19 protein-coding genes and 1 tRNA gene are annotated in these 20,278 nt (G+C 69.2%); 8 read left to right on the forward strand and 12 right to left on the reverse strand.

Features of this window, described 5'->3' with window-relative positions:
* Nucleotide 1: 1 nt before the first annotated feature.
* On the reverse strand, nt 2–682 hold the full coding sequence (locus C7H75_RS12250; protein WP_233281906.1) for a TVP38/TMEM64 family protein: 681 nt from the start codon (nt 680–682) through the stop codon (nt 2–4).
* Nucleotides 683–720: 38 nt separating this feature from the next.
* Nucleotides 721–1,542: a PaaI family thioesterase gene (locus C7H75_RS12255; RefSeq protein WP_106851394.1), complete on the reverse strand. Its 822-nt coding sequence runs from the start codon at nt 1,540–1,542 to the stop codon at nt 721–723.
* A 170-nt stretch (nt 1,543–1,712) separates the two neighbouring features.
* Here C7H75_RS12255 and mutA point away from each other — a divergent pair, with 170 nt between their 5' ends.
* Genes mutA through meaB form a run of 3 tightly spaced genes read left to right on the forward strand, consistent with a single transcriptional unit; the run spans nt 1,713 to nt 6,890 of the window.
* Nucleotides 1,713–3,626: a methylmalonyl-CoA mutase small subunit gene (gene mutA, locus C7H75_RS12260; RefSeq protein WP_064077368.1), complete on the forward strand. Its 1,914-nt coding sequence runs from the start codon at nt 1,713–1,715 to the stop codon at nt 3,624–3,626.
* A gap of 14 nt (nt 3,627–3,640) precedes the next feature.
* The gene (scpA, locus tag C7H75_RS12265; protein WP_022595867.1) at nt 3,641–5,902 is read left to right on the forward strand and encodes a methylmalonyl-CoA mutase; all 2,262 of its coding nucleotides are present in this window, start codon (nt 3,641–3,643) and stop codon (nt 5,900–5,902) included.
* Complete coding sequence (gene meaB / locus C7H75_RS12270) at nt 5,889–6,890, forward strand: methylmalonyl Co-A mutase-associated GTPase MeaB (RefSeq protein WP_022595870.1); 1,002 nt, start codon at nt 5,889–5,891, stop codon at nt 6,888–6,890. The genes scpA and meaB overlap by 14 nt, the downstream gene beginning before the upstream one ends.
* 71 nt (nt 6,891–6,961) lie before the next feature.
* On the opposite strand, the gene C7H75_RS12275 is transcribed toward meaB, so the two are convergent.
* From C7H75_RS12275 to C7H75_RS12290, 4 genes are all read right to left on the reverse strand, one after another.
* Complete coding sequence (locus tag C7H75_RS12275; protein WP_069854876.1) at nt 6,962–7,399, reverse strand: VOC family protein; 438 nt, start codon at nt 7,397–7,399, stop codon at nt 6,962–6,964.
* Between the two features lie 99 nt (nt 7,400–7,498).
* A complete protein-coding gene (locus tag C7H75_RS12280) occupies nt 7,499–8,221 on the reverse strand; it encodes a ScbR family autoregulator-binding transcription factor (protein ID WP_172504526.1) in 723 nt (240 codons plus the stop codon).
* A 46-nt stretch (nt 8,222–8,267) separates the two neighbouring features.
* On the reverse strand, nt 8,268–9,326 hold the full coding sequence (locus C7H75_RS12285; protein ID WP_005513298.1) for a nucleoside hydrolase: 1,059 nt from the start codon (nt 9,324–9,326) through the stop codon (nt 8,268–8,270).
* Complete coding sequence (locus C7H75_RS12290) at nt 9,323–9,802, reverse strand: OsmC family protein (protein ID WP_069854873.1); 480 nt, start codon at nt 9,800–9,802, stop codon at nt 9,323–9,325. Before C7H75_RS12290 ends, C7H75_RS12285 begins: the two co-directional genes overlap by 4 nt.
* Nucleotides 9,803–9,866: 64 nt before the next feature.
* On the opposite strand from C7H75_RS12290, the gene C7H75_RS12295 reads away from it, so the two are divergent.
* On the forward strand, nt 9,867–10,577 hold the full coding sequence (locus C7H75_RS12295) for a lysoplasmalogenase (protein WP_233281907.1): 711 nt from the start codon (nt 9,867–9,869) through the stop codon (nt 10,575–10,577).
* Here the strand turns inward: C7H75_RS12295 and C7H75_RS12300 are convergent.
* Nucleotides 10,529–11,791 (reverse strand): CoA transferase, encoded by a 1,263-nt coding sequence (locus C7H75_RS12300; protein WP_233281908.1) that lies wholly within the window; start codon nt 11,789–11,791, stop codon nt 10,529–10,531. The genes C7H75_RS12295 and C7H75_RS12300 overlap by 49 nt on opposite strands.
* A 149-nt stretch (nt 11,792–11,940) precedes the next feature.
* On the opposite strand from C7H75_RS12300, the gene C7H75_RS12305 reads away from it, so the two are divergent.
* Both C7H75_RS12305 and C7H75_RS12310 read left to right on the forward strand, forming a co-directional pair.
* Nucleotides 11,941–12,468 (forward strand): DinB family protein, encoded by a 528-nt coding sequence (locus C7H75_RS12305; RefSeq protein WP_022595883.1) that lies wholly within the window; start codon nt 11,941–11,943, stop codon nt 12,466–12,468.
* Between the two features lie 81 nt (nt 12,469–12,549).
* Entirely contained in the window at nt 12,550–13,425 is an 876-nt protein-coding gene (locus C7H75_RS12310; protein WP_005513291.1) for a class II glutamine amidotransferase, read from the forward strand.
* A 3-nt stretch (nt 13,426–13,428) separates the two neighbouring features.
* Here the strand turns inward: C7H75_RS12310 and C7H75_RS12315 are convergent, their stop codons facing one another.
* From C7H75_RS12315 to C7H75_RS12330, 4 genes are all read right to left on the reverse strand, one after another.
* Nucleotides 13,429–14,679, reverse strand: coding sequence for a saccharopine dehydrogenase family protein (locus tag C7H75_RS12315; RefSeq protein WP_005513290.1), 1,251 nt, complete (start codon nt 14,677–14,679; stop codon nt 13,429–13,431).
* A gap of 41 nt (nt 14,680–14,720) precedes the next feature.
* The gene (locus C7H75_RS12320) at nt 14,721–15,098 is read right to left on the reverse strand and encodes a DUF2784 domain-containing protein (protein ID WP_013415988.1); all 378 of its coding nucleotides are present in this window, start codon (nt 15,096–15,098) and stop codon (nt 14,721–14,723) included.
* Between the two features lie 57 nt (nt 15,099–15,155).
* Nucleotides 15,156–15,551, reverse strand: a complete 396-nt coding sequence (locus tag C7H75_RS12325; RefSeq protein ID WP_005513287.1) for a universal stress protein — start codon at nt 15,549–15,551, stop codon at nt 15,156–15,158.
* A 91-nt stretch (nt 15,552–15,642) separates the two neighbouring features.
* On the reverse strand, nt 15,643–17,097 hold the full coding sequence (locus C7H75_RS12330) for an SDR family NAD(P)-dependent oxidoreductase (RefSeq protein ID WP_022595891.1): 1,455 nt from the start codon (nt 17,095–17,097) through the stop codon (nt 15,643–15,645).
* Between the two features lie 212 nt (nt 17,098–17,309).
* Here C7H75_RS12330 and C7H75_RS12335 point away from each other — a divergent pair, with 212 nt between their 5' ends.
* Nucleotides 17,310–18,524: a S8 family peptidase gene (locus C7H75_RS12335; protein ID WP_013415990.1), complete on the forward strand. Its 1,215-nt coding sequence runs from the start codon at nt 17,310–17,312 to the stop codon at nt 18,522–18,524.
* A gap of 94 nt (nt 18,525–18,618) precedes the next feature.
* On the opposite strand, the gene C7H75_RS12340 is transcribed toward C7H75_RS12335, so the two are convergent.
* Nucleotides 18,619–18,704: transfer RNA gene (locus C7H75_RS12340), tRNA-Leu, on the reverse strand.
* A gap of 208 nt (nt 18,705–18,912) precedes the next feature.
* Between C7H75_RS12340 and C7H75_RS12345 the strand changes: the two genes are divergently transcribed.
* Nucleotides 18,913–20,268 carry a M20/M25/M40 family metallo-hydrolase gene (locus C7H75_RS12345; RefSeq protein WP_013415991.1) on the forward strand — a complete coding sequence of 452 codons (1,356 nt, stop codon included), beginning with the start codon at nt 18,913–18,915 and terminating at the stop codon, nt 20,266–20,268.
* Nucleotides 20,269–20,278 lie beyond the last annotated feature (10 nt).

A 20,278-nucleotide genomic window follows, 5' to 3' on the forward strand; every position in this document is an offset into this window, starting at 1 on the left:
TTTAGGAATCCAGGTCTCGGGCTTGACCAACTGTAGGCGTCGGGGAGAGCGGGGTGCGGGCGTCGACGAACAGGCCCAGCATTCCCACTGCGATGCAGATGCCCGACACCACCAGCAGTCGCGGATCGGTCTCCCCGGTCAAGGCGTCGCCGAGAAGCACCACACCCACCGTGCCGGGCAGAATCCCGGCCACCGTGGCGAGCGTGTAGGGCAGCACCCGGACGGAGGACACGCCGCAGCAGTAGTTCACCACCGAGAACGGGATCATCGCGATCAGGCGCATGGAGCCGACGGCCAGCCAGCCGCGCCGCTCGAGCCGGGCGTCCACCGAGCGGACTGCGGGATGGGTCAGATGCGCGGCGACGGCGTCTCGGCCGATCGCGCGCACGATCAACAGGGCGAGGACCGCGCTGATCGTCGTGGCCGCCATCGTCACCGCGATGCCGGTAGCCGCACCGAACAGCACACCGGCGCTGACCGTGAACAGCGTCCGCGGGACGGGCGCGATCGTCACCACGACGTGAACAAACAGGAACACCAGAGGGAACATCGGTCCCACCGATTCCGCCCACGACCGGACCTGCTCGATCGACGGGTGCGGGACCATCGCCGCGGCGACGAACAACACCGCCAATCCGACGAGGGCGCCGAGCACACGGGGATCCCTCAGTCGCGCAATCACAATCGTTCAGACTACCTGCGAGGCCGGTGCCGACGCGGCTACCGGCTGGGGCGCCGGCACGTGACGGTGGCGACGGCACACTCCCGGCCGTCGCTGCCGGTGCTCGTGACACGTGCGACCGCGACCGACCGGCCGGCGCGCACGACCTCCGCGGTGAACGTGACATCGGCGTCGATGGGGGCGGGGCGGAAGAAGTTGATGCGCATGGATGCGGTGTACATGGGTGCGTCCGGCCTGCTCAGGGCGGCGGCGCCGACCAGATCGACGGCACAGGCCTGGATGCCGCCGTGCATGACGCCGAGCTTGTTGGCCAGGGCCGGGTTCGCGGGTACGACGAGGCGCGCGCCCGCGTCGTGGTACTCGAACCGCGCACCGATCCGCGTCAATGAGGACACGGAGGCGTCCGGAATCGAGCCGGGTGCGGACGAGGGACGCACGACACTCGTGCTGCGATCGGCGTTGCCGTCGACGAAGTTGCCCCACGCGGTCGCGGTGGCGAGCAGCGTCCCGGCGCCGTCCCGAAGTTCGGTCGAAGCGATACCGCCGTCGGCGGTGATCGCGACGGCGCGACCGTCGGCTACCACTTCGGGACCGACCCAACCGGTCGGTGTGACGAAATCCACGGACAGATCGGCGGTCACGACGCCGGCACGGTCCCCGCGCCGGTCCCAGAGCGTGAAGCCGAGGATGTCGTCGATCAGAATGCCCAGCGTGGCGGTGGGGGAGACGCCGTGCGCGGCGTGCCCGTCGATGTCCATCGTGAGGCGGTTGACCCCGTCGAGTCGCTGCGGGCGACTCATTCGGAAAAGCCGCTGGGGGGTGATCGAGACACCTTCTTCCAGCACGTTCGCAACGCTCATGAAAAGAGGCTAGCGAACCGTGGGTGGCCTGACGTCGGGAGCCGGACCGGTGCGGTTAGCATCACAGGTCGAGGGGACGAGAATCGTCCGATTTGTTTGCCCGATTGTTTGTCCGATTGGAAGACCGCTCGCACGAGCGATCATGCACGAGAGTGAGAGGGAGCCGCCCCGTGTCACCAGCTTCACAAGCCGAGGACGCCGCGCGCGCCTACTCGGAATGGCAGCAGGCCGTCGCCGGCGTGCTTGCCAAGTCGCGTCGAGTCGACGCCGCCGAGCTGGGCCCGGAGCCGCAGAAGCTTCTCGATACCACCACGTACGACGGCGTGACCGTATCGCCGCTGTACTCCGGTCGCGACGAGCTTCCCGAGGCACCGCTGCCCGGTCAGTTCCCGTTCGTCCGTGGCGCCGACGCGAGCCGTGACGTCAACTCCGGCTGGCTCGTCAACGCCCGCTTCGGGCAGGACACCCAGGACGCAGCCGCGGTCAACCGCACCGTCCTCGACGGTCTGGAGAACGGCGTCAGCGCGCTCACCCTGTCGGTCGGTGGCAAGAACCTGCCGGTCGCCGAACTCGAGGCCGCGCTGGCCGGTGTGCTGCTCGACCTCGCCCCGTTGACCCTCGACGCCGGCGCGGACGTCGCCGCCGCCGCGCAGCAGCTCTACTCGCTGCTCGACGCGCGCGCCGCTGCCGGTGACGGCGTCTCCGACCGGGCGCAGGTCCGCATCGGCCTCGCTGCCTCGCCGCTGACCGACGCCTTCTCGGGCGCCTCCGGTGTGGAGCTGGACGACGCCGTCGCGCTCGCCACGGCCGCCGCGGCCCGTACCGAGACGGTCCGCGCCCTCATGGTGGACGGCACCGCCTTCCACAACGCCGGTGCCGGTGACGCCGAGGAACTCGGCGCCGCGATCGCCGCCGGTGTCGAGTACCTGCGCGCGCTCACCGCGCAGGGCCTGACCATCTCGGAGGCCCTGGGCCAGCTCGAGTTCCGTCTCGCCGCGACCGACGACCAGTTCCAGACCCTCGCGAAGTTCCGGGCCGGCCGCCAGGTGTGGGCGCGCGTCGCGCAGGTGTGCGGCGCCTCCGAGTTCGGTGGCGCAGTGCAGCACGCGGTCACCTCTGCCGCGATGATGTCGCAGCGTGACCCGTGGGTGAACATGCTCCGCACCACGCTCGCCGCGTTCGGTGCGGGTGTCGGCGGCGCCGACTCGGTGACGGTGCTGCCGTTCGACGTCGCGCTGCCCGCGGGCGCTGCGGGAGTGTCCAAGTCGTTCTCCGAGCGCATCGCGCGCAACACCCAACTGCTGCTGCTCGAGGAGTCCCACCTCGGCCGCGTCCTCGATCCGGGTGCCGGCTCGTGGTACGTCGAGCAGCTCACCGAAGAGATCGCGGCGAAGGCGTGGGAGTTCTTCCAGCAGATCGAGGCCGCCGGTGGCTACCGCGCCGCGCTCGCCGCCGGTGTCGTCGCCGACCGGATCGCCGCCACGAAGGCTGCCCGAGACGCGGACATCGCGCATCGCCGGACCGCTGTCACCGGCATCAACGAGTTCCCGAACCTGAGCGAGGCGCCGCTGCCCGCGGGGGCCGCCGAGGCCGGAGCCGCCGTCTCCGGCACTCCCGTCGCCCGTTACGCGTCGGCGTTCGAGGCGCTGCGCGACCGTTCGGATGCCTATCTGGCCGCGAACGGGGCTCGCCCGCAGGTGCTTCTGGCGCCGCTGGGCTCGGTCGCCGAACACAACGTGCGCACCACGTTCGCCGCGAACCTGCTGGCCTCCGGCGGCATCGAGGCCGTCAACCCGGGCCCGCTGGATCCGGCGGACGGCGGCATCGCCACGGCTGTCAAGGAGTCGGGTACGAAGATCGCGGTGCTGTGCGGCACCGACAAGCGTTACGGCGAGCAGGGCGCGGCGGCCGTCACGGCACTCCGCGAAGCCGGTATCGAGCAGGTCCTGCTGGCGGGGCCCGAGAAGATCTTTGCCGACGTCGAGGACGGCGCCGCGCGTCCCGACGGATTCCTCACCGCCCGCATCGACGCAGTCGCGGCACTGACTGAACTGCTCGGCGCGATCGCCGGTGACAACGAGTGAGTGGGAGCACCGAAGTGACAACGAACGAGGTCAAGCACCTCATCGGCAGCTTTGCCGACGTCGCCTTGACGGACCCGGACTTCCCGCAGCCGCCTGCCCCCACCGCGGAGCAGGCCGATGCGCTGGTCGAGAACCTCGCGGCCGCGAACGGCTACACCGCCGAGCAGGTCGTGTGGTCGACGCCCGAGGGTATCGACGTCAAGCCCGTCTACACCAAGGCCGACCGGGACGCCGCCGAGGCGGCCGGCTACCCGCTCGACAGCTATCCGGGCGCGGCCCCGTTCCTGCGGGGCCCGTACCCGACGATGTACGTCAACCAGCCGTGGACCATCCGTCAGTACGCGGGCTTCTCCACCGCGGCCGAGTCCAACGCGTTCTACCGCCGCAACCTCGCGTCCGGTCAGAAGGGCCTGTCGGTCGCGTTCGACCTGGCGACTCACCGCGGATACGACTCCGACCACCCGCGCGTGCAGGGTGATGTCGGCATGGCCGGTGTCGCGATCGACTCGATCCTCGACATGCGTCAGCTGTTCGACGGCATCGACCTGTCGCAGGTGTCGGTGTCGATGACCATGAACGGCGCCGTGCTGCCGATCCTGGCGCTGTACGTCGTGGCCGCGGAGGAGCAGGGCGTCGCTCCCGAGCAGCTGGCCGGAACCATTCAGAACGACATTCTGAAGGAGTTCATGGTCCGCAACACCTACATCTACCCGCCGAAGCCGTCGATGCGGATCATCTCCGACATCTTCGCGTACACGTCGGCGAAGATGCCGAAGTTCAACTCGATCTCCATCTCGGGCTACCACATCCAGGAGGCCGGTGCGACCGCCGACCTGGAGCTGGCGTACACGCTCGCCGACGGCATCGAGTACATCCGCGCCGGTCTCGACGCGGGCATGGACATCGACAAGTTCGCGCCGCGGCTGTCGTTCTTCTGGGCGATCGGCATGAACTTCTTCATGGAGGTCGCCAAGCTCCGCGCCGGGCGTCTGCTGTGGGCGGAGCTCGTCGAGAAGTTCGCTCCGAAGAACGCCAAGTCGCTGTCGCTGCGCACCCACTCGCAGACCTCCGGCTGGTCGCTCACCGCGCAGGACGTGTTCAACAACGTCGGCCGCACGTGTGTCGAGGCGATGGCCGCGACGCAGGGCCACACGCAGTCGCTGCACACCAACGCACTCGACGAGGCGATCGCGCTGCCGACCGACTTCTCGGCCCGCATCGCCCGCAACACGCAGCTGCTGATCCAGCAGGAGTCGAACACGGTCCGGCCGATCGACCCGTGGGGCGGCTCGCACTACGTCGAGTGGCTCACCAACGAGCTCGCGAACCGTGCCCGCGCGCACATCGCCGAGGTCGAGGAGGCCGGCGGCATGGCGCAGGCCATCGGTGAGGGCATCCCGAAGCTCCGCATCGAGGAGGCCGCGGCTCGCACCCAGGCCCGTATCGACTCCGGCCGGCAGCCGCTGATCGGCGTCAACAAGTACGTGCCGGACGAGCCGGACAGCATCGAGGTTCTCAAGGTCGACAACACCAAGGTGCGCGCCGAGCAGATCGCGAAGCTGCAGCAGTTGCGCGCCGAGCGCGACGAGGCCGCCACCCAGGCGGCGCTGGCCGAGCTGACCCGCGCCGCGGCCTCGAACGAGGGCGGCATGGAGAACAACCTGCTGGCCCTCGCCATCGACGCTGCGCGTGCGAAGGCGACCGGCGGCGAGATCTCGGACGCGCTCGAGAAGGTGTACGGGCGCCATCAGGCCGAGATCCGGACCATCAGTGGTGTGTACCGGGACGAGGCAGGCAAGGTGAGCAACATCTCGAACGCAATCGCACTGGTCGAGAAGTTCGCCGAGGAGGAGGGACGCCGTCCCCGCATCCTCGTCGCGAAGATGGGCCAGGACGGTCACGACCGCGGCCAGAAGGTGATCTCCACCGGCTTCGCGGACCTCGGCTTCGACGTCGACGTGGGACCGCTGTTCCAGACCCCCGAGGAGGTCGCCCAGCAGGCGGCCGACGCCGACGTCCACATCGTCGGCGTGTCCTCCCTCGCCGCAGGTCACCTCACGCTGGTGCCGGCGCTGCGGGAGGCGCTCGCCGCGGCGGGCCGCCCCGACATCATGGTCGTGGTCGGCGGCGTCATCCCGCCGGGTGACTTCGAGGAGCTGTACCAGGCCGGTGCCGCGGCGATCTTCCCGCCCGGCACGGTCCTCGCGGACGCGGCGATCGGTCTGCTGCAGAAGCTGTCGGAGCAGTTGGGACACGATCCGATTGCCGCCGACTAACCGTCCGCCGCTCGATCTGGCTGCGCTCGGTGACGCGGTCCTCGAGGGCCGGCGAAGTGATGTGTCCAAGGCGATCACGCTCGTCGAGTCCACCCGGGCCGATCACCGGGAGCAGGCGCAGCAGTTGCTGCTGCGCCTGCTCCCGCACGCCGGAAGCGCGATCCGCGTAGGCATCACGGGTGTGCCCGGCGTCGGCAAGTCGACGACCATCGAAGCCCTCGGGATGCACCTGATCTCGTTGGGCCACAAGGTCGCCGTCCTCGCGGTCGATCCGTCCTCGACCCGCACCGGTGGCTCGATCCTCGGCGACAAGACCCGGATGCAGAACCTGTCGGTGGAACCGAACGCCTTCATTCGGCCGTCCCCGACGTCGGGCACGCTCGGCGGCGTCGCGAAGGCGACCCGCGAGACGATGGTGCTCCTCGAGGCCGCCGGCTACGACGTGATCCTCGTCGAGACGGTCGGCGTCGGGCAGTCGGAGGTGACGGTCGCCAACATGGTCGACACGTTCACCTTCCTCACCCTCGCCCGCACCGGTGACCAGTTGCAGGGCATCAAGAAGGGTGTCCTCGAACTCGCCGACATCGTCAGCGTCAACAAGGCCGACGGCAAGCACGAGACCGAGGCGCGCGTCGCGGCCCGTGAACTGAGCGGTGCTCTGCGGTTGATCTACCCGCACGACGCGCTGTGGAAGCCGCCCGTGCTCACGATGAGCGCGCTCGAGAACATCGGTGTCGACAAGTTCTGGGGCGAAGTGCTCCGGCATCGGCAGGTCCTCGGTGACGCGGGCGAACTCGAACGCAAGCGGCAGAAGCAGCAGGTGGACTGGACGTGGTCGATGGTGCACGACCAGTTGTTGCGTCGCCTCGACTCGAACGAGCGCGTCCGGAAGATCCGCAGTGAGGTCGAGGACCAGGTTCGGGAGGGCTCGCTCACTGCGGCACTGGCGGCGAACCGGATCCTCGACGCGTTCGACGGCGCCGAATAGCGCAGTCACGCAGCAGGTACGACGCGAGGGCCCCGCACCGTACGGTGCGGGGCCCTCGCGTCGTACGGCTCTCAGATGTCCGTCGTCAACCGCACCCGTCCGTCGGTGTCGACGCTCCAGCCCGGGTTGTGGCAGATCTCCCAGATCACGCCGTTCGGATCGGCGAAGTGCCCGTGATAGCCGCCGAACGTGGCCTGCTGCGGATGCTTGACCAGCGCCGCGCCCGCCCGCACCGCAGCGGCGACCAGGGCGTCGACCGCCTCGGCACTGTCGACGTTGTGGGAGAAAGTGATTCCCGACGTCGCGACGTGTGTGCCGGGCCGTCCGATGTCCTCACGGAACTTCTCGGCATCGAACAGGCCCAACACCGTGCCGGGTGCAGTCTGGAAGAAGATGATCTCCCCGGGCACGTCGAGCAGGGCTTCCCACCCGAGCCCGCCGCAGTAGAACGCGCGCGCTGCATCGAGATCCGGCGTCGCAAGCGTCACGAAGTGGATGTGCTGGTCCATGCTCGGCAGTCTCGCACCGTTCCCTGCGGTGTGCAGGAAACGGCGGAAACCCCCGGAAACCCCCGTGCCCTGAGCGCGGGCACGGGGGACTGAATGGATTCAGGCCTCGGGGTCCGATGCCTGGGGATCCGCCTCGGCAGGCGGGGTCCACCGTGCCGCACGAATCGCCGAGAGTTCCGCGGCGTCCTCGGTGGTGGCGATCGCGGGAAGTAGGTACTCCCACATGTCGTCGACGCGTTGCTCGATGTCGGCGCGCAGCGTGAGGACCTGCGACACGAGTTGCACGCCGGTGAACGACCCGATCACGAACCGCGCGAGGGAAGCTGGATCGACGGTGCTCGTAATCTCACCCAGCTCGATTCCGTGCTCGACGATCTGCTGCGCATTCGCGATCCACTCGACGTAGGGCTGGGCAGGTTCACTCGAACCACCGAACTCGAGGGTGAGCCGCATGCCGGCGCGCACGACCGGATCGTGAATGATCTGGCGCGCCATTTCGTGGCACAGCATCACGAGTTGCCGCAGCGGGCTCGCACCCGTCTCGGTCACCGCGCGAACCGATTCGATCGATGTACGGTGTTGCTCCTCGATGACGACGCGAGCCAGCTCGTCCTTCGAGCGGAAGTGGAAATAGAGCGCGCCCTTGGTTGTTCCCGAACCGTCGACGATGTCGCCGAGGCTCGCTCCTTCGAATCCGGATTGCTCGAACATTCGAGCCGCACCGGTGATGATCTGCTGCCGTGTTGCCACGGCGCGTGCCTGTCGTGCCACGTGTACCGCCTTTTTTCCCGACTGAACAACCTGTCTGGCCGTAGCCGGCATGCCGACTGGACGCCCATCCAGATCACGAAACGGTACCAGTGTCGAGCTACCGTTCGGTTCGCTCCGATTGCTGTCCGAAGGGCCGCGCGAAGGCGGCCAGCCGGGTGATCAGGTCTTCGAGAAAAACGGACTCATCGGTATCCCACGCAATCCGGGCATTGGGTGATCTTCCCCACAGTCCGTGACGATCGGCGACCGTCTGTCCTCGCGTGATCCGCCCCTCGGTTTCGACATCGACAGTGGCGGCTCGGTAGGTGGCGATCGACGGATCGAGGGCGACCGCCGCCGCGAAGGGATCGTGCAGATGCGCGATGAACCCTTGCGCATGGTCGCGGTGGAACTCGAAGTAGAAGCGCACCGCGTCGCAGACGTGCCGGACCAGGGGGTTCGATGCAGCGGACCGGAGTCCGGGCGGGTCGGTCGGCTCGATGTCCTCGATCGGGGCGCTGCCGGCGAGTTCCGCGAACCGTCGAACGTGGTCCGGGGTCAGCACGATCCGCTCGGTCAGGTTGAGCCCGCAGACGATGGGCGCCCGCTCGGGCGGGACGGCGGAGAACGCCGCGAACACCTCTGCCGCGGCCTCGGGGTCGACGGAGATGTTCCACTCGGCGACGGGTGTGGTGTTCCCGGGATACTCGAAGGCGCCGCCCATCACGACCAGCCCCCTCAGCCGATGGGGGAGTTCGGGGTCCGCGCGGATCGCGAGCGCCAGGTTCGTCAACGGACCGGTCACGAGGCCGACCAGTTCACCGGGCCGCTCGCGCGTGAGCTCCACCCAGGCGTCGGCTGCAGAACGCCCGGACGGGCGCAGTTCGGGGGCGGGCAGCTCGGCGTATCCGATGCCTTGCGGCCCGTGGGTGTCCTCGGTGGTGCGCAGCGGGACGGACAGTGGTCCGTCGGCGCCCACGGCGACCTCGATGTCGGTGCGCCCGCACAGCTCCAGCCACGCCAGATTGTTGGCGGCGACCTGCGCGGTGGGTACGTTGCCGGCGGTCGAGAGAACCGCGACGATGTCCGCGTCCTCGCGGGCGAGCAGGTACAACAGGGCGATCGAGTCGTCGATTCCGGTGTCCACGTCGACGATGAGCGAGGTGCGGTCGATCATCGCGGACCGCCGTCTGCGGTGACCGTGGAGCGGTTTCCGACGGCGAAGTTCACCGAACGAGCGATGAAACACATGTCGTGTGCGTCGGCATGCAAGCGCTCGGCACGCGCGACCATCGACGGCTCGGCCACCACCACCTGCGGTGCCAGCACCACCTCCGAGAACTGGCCGGAGCCATCGGGGTTCGTTTCCATTTGGCCGGTGGGGTGGTCGGTGTACCGCGTGACGACGATGCCGGCGTTTGCGGCCAGCCCGAGATACCAGAGCATGTGGCACTGGGACAGCGCAGCGACCAACAGTTCCTCGGGATTCCACGCTTCCGGAACGCCTCGGAACGCGGGATCCGCGCTTCCCGCCAGCGTCGGTTTTCCTGGAGCCGACACCGTGTGTTCGCGGTCGTACTCGCGGTAGCCGCTCGTTCCGGAACCGCGGTTCCCGGTCCACTCGACTTCGAGGCTGTAGGTGTGGTCGGCCATGCAAGCATCATGGCTCGAGCCGGGGTTCGGCGGCGCCGCGGCGTCCCGGTCCTACCATGTGACGATGAACTCGCAGCGGAGCCGTTCGGTTCGGGTCGCCTGGACGGTTTTCGTGCTCCTCGGGGTCGCGCATCTCGCCGCCCAACTAGTCGATGCCGGCGCGGTCGCGAACGTCACCCAGTGGTTCTTCATGCCTGTGCTGGCGGCGATCGTGTGGCTGTCGACCGAGACGCCGCGCACGCGGCTGGTGATTCTGGTCCTGATCGCGCTGGGCTTCTCGTGGCTCGGCGACACCGCCCCCGACCTCGCCGACGGGGACACGGCGTTCCTGCTGATGGTGGGCTTCTTCCTGGCGGCTCAGGCGACGTATATCGCCGCTTTCGTGCCGTTCAACGGGCGCGGGGTGATACGCCGACACGCCGGCCTGGTCGCGGTGTACGCCGTCGCCGTCGTACTGCTCGTCGCCGCGTGCGCGCCGGGCGCCGGGGCCCTACTGGTTCCCGCACTGGTATACGGGACAGCGCTCGGGGCCATGGCGGTGCTGTCGGCGGGACTCGGGCGCACCGCGGCGATCGGCGGCGGTCTGTTCCTGGTCTCGGACGGCATGATCGCGCTCGGCGCCTTCGCCGATCGGTTCGAGCCCCCGGCGGAAGGATTCTGGATCATGGCGACGTACATCGCTGCGCAGGTGCTGATCGTGCTGGGAGTGCTCGCGCGAGACCGCGGTCACCACTCGGCCGTGTCCGCGCCCCAGGCTCTCGCCGGAAAGGGATAGTCGGGGAACTCCGGCAGCGGTGGCCGTGCCGTGGTGATCCCGTCACGGGTGACGACCGTGGCGGGCCCCGGCGCCGCCGCGACCGGCGGTTCGGCGCGCCGACCGGGAGCGGCGAGCAGCCAGGCTGCGGTGCACGCGAGGGAGACGTCGACGTCGTGTCCGCCGCCGTCGTGGTGGCGGCGGGCGAGGGCGTCCAGCACGCCGGACGCCAGCAGGTAACCCGACGCGTGGTCGAGGATCTGCGCGGGCAGGGCGCCGGGTCGTCCGTCGCCCTCGACCAGCGCGATGCCCGACGCGGCCTGCACGATGCTGTCGAAGCCGCGGCGGCCGGCCCAGGGGCCGCGGTGACCCCAGGCGCAGACCCGGCCGTGGATCAACCCGGGACGGTACCCGGCGGCGTCGCCGATCAGGGACTCGATGGCGCCCGGCCGGTACCCGGTGAGCAGGATGTCGGAGCGGGTGAGCAGTGTCCGGAACCGTTCGAGTCCACCGGCGTCCCGCAGGTCGAGCAGCGCCGACCGCTTTCCCTGCCCGTTCTCGAGATGCTGCCACGCGATCTCGGGCAGGGCCGGTGGATCGATCCGCAACACGTCGGCCCCGAGCAACGCGAGCGCGCGCGACGCGACCGGGCCGGCGATCACGCGGGTGAGATCCAGAACGCGCACCCCGGTCAGCGGTTGCGAGGCGGTACCCGTCGCTCGGTGCGACGACCGGTCGCTGCGGGCGTGAACGCTCACGAGTGCGCCCGACGCTGCCGCGACACCGGCGGCACTCGATGCCCACTCCTGCTCGGTGCGGACGCGGACCGCGATCGCCTCGCCCGCGGCTGCCCGCTCCTCCACTTCTGCGCCGGACAGGGTCGCGACACGTCGGGCGAATTCTGCTCGCGAGCAGTCCGCGGGCAGTTCGACGATGTCGGTCAGTCGGGCGCGGTGGTGGGGATAGTTCGCATGCGTGCGGATCCAGCCGTCCGCGACGTCGAAGAAGCCCGACAACTCCGCGAACCCCGCGACCGGTCGGCCGTCTCGGCGGAACATCCGGTCACCGGCGAACGAGGCGGCGATCCGCTCCGGAGCGATGGTCACCCCGTGCGGTGCGTGCCCGGTCGCGACCCGCATCGCGTCGGCTGCCGTCGCGAATGCGGACACCGCGTGCACCGCGAGGTCGAAGGCGGGCAACCGGGCCGCCAGGAACGCATGAGTCGGGGGAGTCACCTCGTGAAGGCTAGGGCCCGGCCGAGGATCTGCCTGCCGCCGACACCCGAGTTTCGCCCGCCTCGCTATTGCGGACCGAATGTGTCCGCAATAGCTCGTAGCGTGGTTTTCATCGAGCTCGACCCACACCGACCGAAGGACGAAACACCATGAGTGGAATCGACAGCGGACGCGCCGACATCCTTGCGCTGCTCGACGATCAGCGCCACAACTTCCTGATCACCGTGCGGGGGATCGACGACGAGCAGGCCCGGACGCGTTCGACCGTGAGCGACCTCACGCTCGGGGGTCTGGTCAAGCACGTGACCCACACCGAGCGGGACTGGGTGCGCAAGATCGTCGAGCGCGACGAGACCGCGGAGTTCGACATGGAGACTGCGATGGCGACGTACACGATGACCGAGGACGAGACCCTCGCCGGTCTGCTCGACGACTATCGGGCAACCGCGCAGGAGACCGCGCGGGTGGTCGCGTCGCTCGACGACCTCGACCTGCTCGTCCCGCTGCCGACCGCACCGTGGGCACCGGAACGGCAGTGGTGGACCGCACGCCGGGTGCTGCTGCACGTGCTGCGCGAGACTTCGCACCATTCGGGCCACGCGGACATCATCCGCGAGTCGTTGGACGGGGCGAACACGACGATGCAGATGGGCGCCGACGCCGGCATGGAGTTCTGACGGCGGCGAACGCGCACACCGGGAGGGTGTGCGCGTTCATACTGGTGCGAGACCGGCCTCGACGTCAGGAGGACGACGACCATGTGTCGACTGTTCGGAATGTCAGCCGCCCCGCACCGCGTGCACGCCACGTTCTGGTTGCTCGATGCGCAGGACAGCCTCGCCCAGCAGAGCCGGCGGATGCCGGACGGGACCGGCTTGGGCACGTTCACCGAGGACGGGACTCCACGGCTCGAGAAGCAGCCCGTCGCCGCGTACGAGGACAGCCGGTTCGCGTGGGAGGCCAAGGAACGCGAGTCGGCCACGTTCGTCGCGCACGTGCGGTACGCGACCACGGGCGCGAACAACCTCGCCGACACCCACCCGTTCGAGCAGAGGGGCCGACTGTTCGCGCACAACGGGGTGATCGAGGACTTGCCGAAGCTGGAGGCGGAACTGGGGGACTACCGCGATCTGGTGCAGGGGGACACCGACTCCGAGCGCTACTTCGCGCTCATCACCCGGCACATCGACGAGAACGACGGCGACGTGGCTGCCGGGATCACGGCCGCGGTCGGCTGGATCGCCGACAACCTGCGGATGCTCTCGATCAATTTCGTCCTGATCGAGGCGGAACAGATGTGGGCGTTCCGCTACCCGGACACCGACGACCTCATGGTGCTGCGGCGCCGTCCCGGAGGCCCCAGCGGGCGGCGACACCTCGACCACGCGAGCACTGCGGGCACCGTCCGGGCCAGGTCGGGTGCGCTCGCAACCCTGCCGGCGGTCGTGGTCGCGACCGAACCGATGGACGAGGATCCCGACTGGGAGTCGTTGTGCCCGGGCGAGCTTCTGCACGTGGGGCCGAACCACGAAGTGACCCGGACGATGATCCGCGAGCGACCGCCGAACCATCGGTTGACACTCGCGGATCTGTCCGAGCACGCCGCGTCGTCGCAGGGGCAGAGCGGCGCCTGACGGTCAGGCCGGTTCGGCGCGGATCTCGAATCCCGCAGCGCGCAGGCGGTCGGCCAGCACGTCGCCCATCGCGGTCGCGGGGGTGAGGACGCCGGCACGATCGGGTAGCTCGTCGCGCTGCAACGCCAACGCCAGCGCCGACTCGCCGAACATGACCGCCGTCGCCGCGTACCCGGGGTCGCCCTGCGCGGCGATTCGGCTGGTGTAGCGGGCGCCGGACGTCGTGTCGCCGTACAGGTCGATCGTGAAGTGGCCGCTGCGCCGCGCCTTCTCGCTCGGTCCCTCTCCCGGCTTGGGCAGCACACGGTCGAGCACCCAACGGGTCGGCGGGAACAGCAATCCGCCGACCAACGCACCCATGCCCGCGGCCACGGCTCCGGCCAGCACGGGGGACACGAACGACGACCCGACGTTCATCACCTCGCGGTACCGGAAGTGTTTGCCGTATGCGTAGCCGGAGAGGGCGTTGGAGCGGCGGACCACCCGCGTGTTGTACGGGCCCATGAAGAAGGGTGCCTTCCATCCCGCCATCCCCGGCCTGATGTCCGACCCGCGCACGAGGGCCATGTCGGGCTGGCGGCCGAGATCCGGTTCCGCCGCCCGATCCGGGCTGAGCGAGTACGGCGAGACGGTGATCCGGCGCAGCTCGGCATCGCGCTTGGTGGCATCGAGTTGGGTCCGCAACGAATCGATGGTGCCGCCGCTGACGCCGCCACGCATCGAGGTGACCACCAGCGTGGTGTCGGTGAGGTCACCGGCACCGTCCGCCTGGACGCGCCGGTGCAGCACGTGTACGCCGAGATCCGAAGGGATCGAGTCGAATCCGCACGAGTGGACGATTCGGGCGCCACTCGCGACGGCCTTGTCGTGGAAGCGGTCGATGCTCTCCCGCGCGAAGGGCGTCTCCCCGGTGAGGTCGACGTAATCGGTTCCCGCTTCCGCGCACGCTGCGACGAGCGGCAGCCCGTACTTGGCGTACGGCCCGACGGTGGTCGCGACCACGTGGGTGGCGGCGGCGAGATCTCGCAACGACTGCTCGTCCTTCGCGTCCGCCCGCAGAAGCGGCCAATCCGCCGCGGCCGGACCCAGTTCCGCCCGGACACGTTCGAGCCGGTCGATCGAGCGGCCCGCCAGGCCGATGCGGGTACCGCCCGGCGCGCTGCGTGCGAGATACTCGGCGACCAGGCGCCCGACGAATCCGGTGGCGCCGTAGACGACGACGTCGAGCGTGCGGGTGCGCTGTTCAGAGGTCATACGACGACCCTACTAGCGGGTAAGAAATCGTGCGAGGAAAGTCACACGGGGGCGCGGCGTCCGCTACCGCGATGCCGGAGCGTCACGAAACCGATCCACGACGCCACCACGCACAGCGCGACGAGCGCCCGGACCACGTCGAGGGCGTCGGTCGGGTAGAGCACACCGGTCAAGTAGTGCGCGATGAATCCGTCCGACGGCAGTTGCTGCTCCCCGGCCTTGCCCCGGGCCCAGTTCTCGAGGTGCGTGAGAGGGCAGTCGAATCCGACGAGCACCGTGGCGAACCCCCATGCCACCGCCGCGACGTGCAGCCAGATCGTCCGACGCCATCGCCACGCGAGAAAGCCACCCGCCACCACGTACCCGAGGAACGCCAGGTGGACGAGGACCGTGGCGTCCACGAGAAACCCATACGGCACCGCGCCACCTCCCCGGCGAATCGGGACGGGTCTTCGGGAGTGGGACCTGGGTCCAGGCTACTGCGGTTCCTTCACCACCAGCACCGGAACGTCGACCTCGAGCAGGATGCGTTGCAGCGACCGTTCGAGCAGGAACTTGCCGATCGGAGACATCCGTTTGCTGCCCGCCACGAACAGTCCGGCGCCGCTGTCGGCGACGAGGTCGACGAGAGCGCCGACGCGGTCCCCGCTGTGCTCGCACGTCCGCAGTTCCCACGGGGATTCGCCGACCCCGCCGGCGTCGAGCACGGTCTGTACCTCCGCGCGCAGGGCCTCGCGGTCGGCGTCGCTGCCGGCATCGTCGAGCACCTGCAACACGAGCAGCTGTTCGCGACGCTGCATGGCTTCCCGCGCGGCGTACACCATGGCCACGCGGCCTTCCGGGCTGTCGCTGTGTGCAACGGCAATCGCCATCAGGCCTCCAGAGCAGGGAGTGATCGGTACGCCCACCCAGTATCCCCGCTCCGCCGCGGAATGCCGGTGTGGCACACGTCGCTCTCCGCGCTCACCAGGGTGACGGCCGGTAGTCCTTGAGGAAGCACCCGTAGAGATCCACGCCCGCCTCGCCCTGCACGATCGGGTCGTAGACCCGGGCTGCGCCGTCCACCAGGTCGAGCGGGGCGTGGAAACCTTCGTCGGCCAGGCGCAGCTTCGTGTAGTGCGGGCGCTCGTCGGTGATCCAGCCGGTGTCGACGGCCGTCATGAGGATGCCGTCGTCGAGCATCTCCTTGGCGCTCGTGCGGGTGAGCATGTTCAGCGCGGCCTTGGCCATGTTGGTGTGGGGGTGGCCCGGGCCCTTGTAGGCGCGGCTGAACTGGCCCTCCATCGCCGAGACGTTCACCACGTACTTCCGCCGAGCCGCGGCCGCCGCCATCGACGGACGCAGCCGCGAGACGAGGATGAACGGCGCGACCGAGTTGCACAGCTGCACCTCGAGCAACTCGATGGGATCGACCTCGCTCACCGTCTGGACCCAGCTGTTGGTGTGCGCCAGATCGGGCAGCAGCCCGCCGGCGTCGATCGCGACACCCTGTTCGATCCGGGCCGGGGTTGCGGAACCGGCGACGAGAGCGAGGGAACTCACCTCTTCGGCGGTCAGGTTCGCGGACGCGGCCAGCGCGGACGTGGACAGCGAACCGGCCAGCGCGGCCGGGTGCGCGTCGCTGGTCTTGCCGAACGTCACGACGTCGGGCAGCTCTCCGGCCGGCAGCGGCCCGGACTCGGCGTCGGCCAGCGCGCTGTACGCCCCGGGGGAGCGGCGCACCGTCTGCGCAGCGTTGTTGATCAGGATGTCGAGGGGCCCCTGCGCCGCAACGGAATCGGCCAGCGCGACCACCTGCGCGGGATCGCGCAGGTCGATGCCGACCACCCTCAGGCGGTGGATCCAGTCGGCGCTGTCCTCCATGGCCTTGAAACGCCGGATGGCGTCGTTCGGGAACCGGGTGGTGATCGTCAGGTGGGCGCCGTCGCGCAGCAGCCGCAACGCGATGTACATGCCGATCTTGGCGCGGCCTCCGGTGAGCAGGGCCCGGCGCCCGGTCAGATCGGTGCGCTGGTCCCGCTTCGCGTGACTGGCGGCCGCGCAGTCGGGGCACAGCTGGTGGTAGAACGCGTCCACCTGGGTGTACCGCTGCTTGCAGATGTAGCACGGGCGCGGCCGGATGAGCGTTCCCGCGGTGGCGCCGACCGTGTTCGACGTCAGCGGGATTCCGGCGGTCTCGTCGTCGATGCGGTCGGGCGAACCCGTCGCGGTTGCGGCGACGACGGCGCGATCGGCCTCGGAGACCGCGTCGCGCGTCTCGTTGCGGCGGCGACGCTTGAGCTTCTTGAACAGGTTGCCGACGGCGCGCTGCAGTGCGACGGAGTCGGGGTGGTCGGCGTCGAGCGAGGATGCCTCCGACAGCACTCGCAGGCAGACGTCGAGGTCGGTGGGGTCGATCCCGGTCATCGGTTGTGCCATCGGTGGGTAACTCAGTCCTGATCTCGAGTGGAGGCCGCTCGCCCCGGATGTGGGTGGGCCGACCGGACATTCTACCGACCGCACGAGTCGCCGATTCACGCTCGCCGGGCTGGTGACACGGCAGCCCCGCCGGAGGAGCATGTGAGCTACCAGGGGGACTGCCCCCCGGGCAGCCCCCGCTCGAGAGATGACCCTCGAGGAGGGTGAGGACAATGAACGAGTCGAACGGTTCCTCCGGACGATCCGCGACGGACCGGTCGGGGTCGGGCGCCGTCGTCGGTACCTTCGAGGCGCTGCACGGCGAGGCCGTCGTACCGGTCGAAGCACCGCTCCAGAAGGACGGGCCGTTTCTTCCGGAACTGACCGAGGTGGACCTGCTGGTGCGGGCGCCGGAGGCGCGCCGCGACTTCAACGTGTCGGGATCCGGAATCACCGTCGCGGTCCTCGACACGGGCCTGCGGTCGACGCACGTCGACTTCGCGGGACGTGTCGTGCCGGGCCGCAACTTCACGTCCGACTACGGAGGTGACCCGTCGGAGGTGACCGACGGCCACGGCCACGGCACGTCCGTCGCGGGGATCGCCTGCGCCGGGCGGATCCACACCGGGATCGCACCGAACGCGCGGATCGTGCCCGTGAAGGTCCTGTCGAACGCCGGCACCGGGCGGTTCGCCGACATCCGTGACGCGCTCGACTGGCTGCTCGACCGCCGCTCCATGCTGGGCATCTCGGCGCTGTGCCTGGCCACCGGCGCGGCCGACAACCGGACCACCGACACCGACATGCCCGGTGACGCGATCGGGGCGCTGCTGCAGGAGCTGACGGACGAGGGCGTGTGCTGTTGCCTCGCGGCCGGCAACGACTACTACGCGCACGGCGGCATGCAGGGAATGTGTTACCCGGCGATCTTCCGGCAGACCATCAGTGTCGGTGCGGTGTACGACGCCGACGAGGGCAGCTTCCGGTACCGCGACGGCGCCAAGGCGTTCGCATCGGACTCCGACAGGCTGACGCCGTTCACGCAGCGCCTGCACCGGACGATCGGAGGGCCCTGCGCGACGGACACATTCGCACCGGGCTCGCCGATCACGTCGTCGGGCATCCTCAACGACACCGGTGAGTCGATCCAGTACGGCGCGAGCCAGGCGACACCCGTCGTGCTGGGCGTGGTGGCGTTGCTGCAGTCGTTCCACCTGCGGACGACGGGGCATCTGCCGACGGTCGCGGACGTCAAGCGGTGGCTGGCCCGAGGCTCGACCGTCGTGTACGACGGTGCGGACGACCACGACAACGTCAATCACACCGAGTCGACGTTTCCTCGCGTGAGCGCGCTGGGCTCGCTGTTGGTGTGTGCCAAGGATCTCGCGGTGCGGGAACTGGCGGAGGCGCACCGCGTGGATCGGAGAGCCGGGACCATGCGCTCCTGACGACGAGAGCGGACCGATCCCGGGGGGTGGATGGAGAACGACGAAGACCCCGGTTCGATGAACCGGGGTCTTCGTCGTCTGTCTCAACTCAGAGTGTCCGAGGGGGGACTTGAACCCCCACGTCCGTTAATAGGACACTAGCACCTCAAGCTAGCGCGTCTGCCATTCCGCCACTCGGACTCGTTGCTTTCCCGCCTGTTCGCGGGGCCTTCAGTTGTTCTTCGTCTGCCCCCGTTCTCCGGGTGCCTGGAAAGATTATCCGATATTGCGCCAGGTCCAAAATCGGCTGGTCAGGGGTGGTTTTTGCGGCTTATATGTGGGCTTGTCGGTTCATCGGTGGGGCGCCCGACGGTGGTAGGAAAGTGGGGTGGCAGCAAATGGAGAAGCAGTGACGTCGGATCGGTCGTCGGAGGGGTCCCCGGGCCGCGCCGAATCCGAGGTCGTCGAGCTCGTCAGTTCCCTGATCCGGTTCGACACGTCGAACACCGGTGAGCTCGAGACGACCAAGGGGGAGCGAGAGTGCGCCCTGTGGGTGCAGGCGAGGCTCGAGGAGGTCGGCTACGAGACCGAGTACGTCGAGTCGGGCGCCCCCGGGCGCGGAAACGTCTTCGCGCGACTGAAGGGCGCGGACCCGGCGCGGGGGACGCTGCTGATGCACGGCCACCTCGACGTCGTCCCCGCGGAGCCCGCCGACTGGAGCGTGCATCCGTTCTCGGGTGCAGTCGAGGACGGCTACGTGTGGGGCCGCGGCGCGGTCGACATGAAGGACATGTGCGGCATGATGCTCGCGCTCGCCCGGCAGTTCAAGGCCGAGGGCACGGTGCCCCCGCGCGACATCCTGTTCGCGTTCGTCGCGGACGAGGAGGCCGGCGGCAAGTACGGATGCCAGTGGCTCGTCGACCACCGGCCCGATCTGTTCGAGGGTGTCACCGAGGCCGTGGGCGAAGTAGGCGGCTTCTCGCTGACCGTCCCGCGCGCGGACGGCACGGAGAAGCGCCTCTATCTCGTCGAGACGGCCGAGAAGGGACTCGGGTGGATGCGACTGACCGCGAAGGCCACGGCGGGCCACGGATCGTTCCTGCACGAGGACAACGCGGTGACGATCCTCGCGGACGCGGTATCCCGGCTGGGCAACCACACCTTCCCGCTCGTGATGTCCGACTCGGTTGCCGAATTCCTCACCGTCCTGGCGGAGGAGACCGGTGTCGACTTCGATCCGCACTCCCCGGACATCGACGGCACCCTCGCGAAGCTGGGCAGCATCGCGCGCATCATCGGTGCGACACTGCGCGACACCGCGAACCCGACGATGCTGAAGGCGGGCTACAAGGCCAACGTCATCCCGCAGACGGCCGAGGCCGTGTTCGACTGCCGCGTACTGCCGGGGCGGCAGGCCGCGTTCGAGCGGGAAGTGGACGCGCTGATCGGCCCGAACGTCACTCGCGAATGGATCACCAAGCTGGACTCGTACGAGACGACGTTCGACGGGGATCTGGTCGACGCCATGAACGACGCGATCCTCGCGCACGATCCGAACGGACGCACCGTGCCGTACATGTTGTCGGCAGGAACCGACGCAAAGGCATTCGCGCGCCTGGGGATCCGCTGCTTCGGCTTCGCGCCGCTGCGGCTGCCGCCGGACCTGGACTTCGCGGCGCTCTTCCACGGTGTGGACGAGCGTGTGCCCGTCGACGCCCTCCGCTTCGGCACCCGGGTGATGGAACATTTCCTGATGCACAGCTGATCGAGAGAGA

Origin of the sequence: Rhodococcus (subgen. Prescottella) equi, assembly GCF_003013675.1 — a bacterium.
Taxonomy (GTDB): Bacteria; Actinomycetota; Actinomycetes; order Mycobacteriales; family Mycobacteriaceae; genus Prescottella; species Prescottella equi.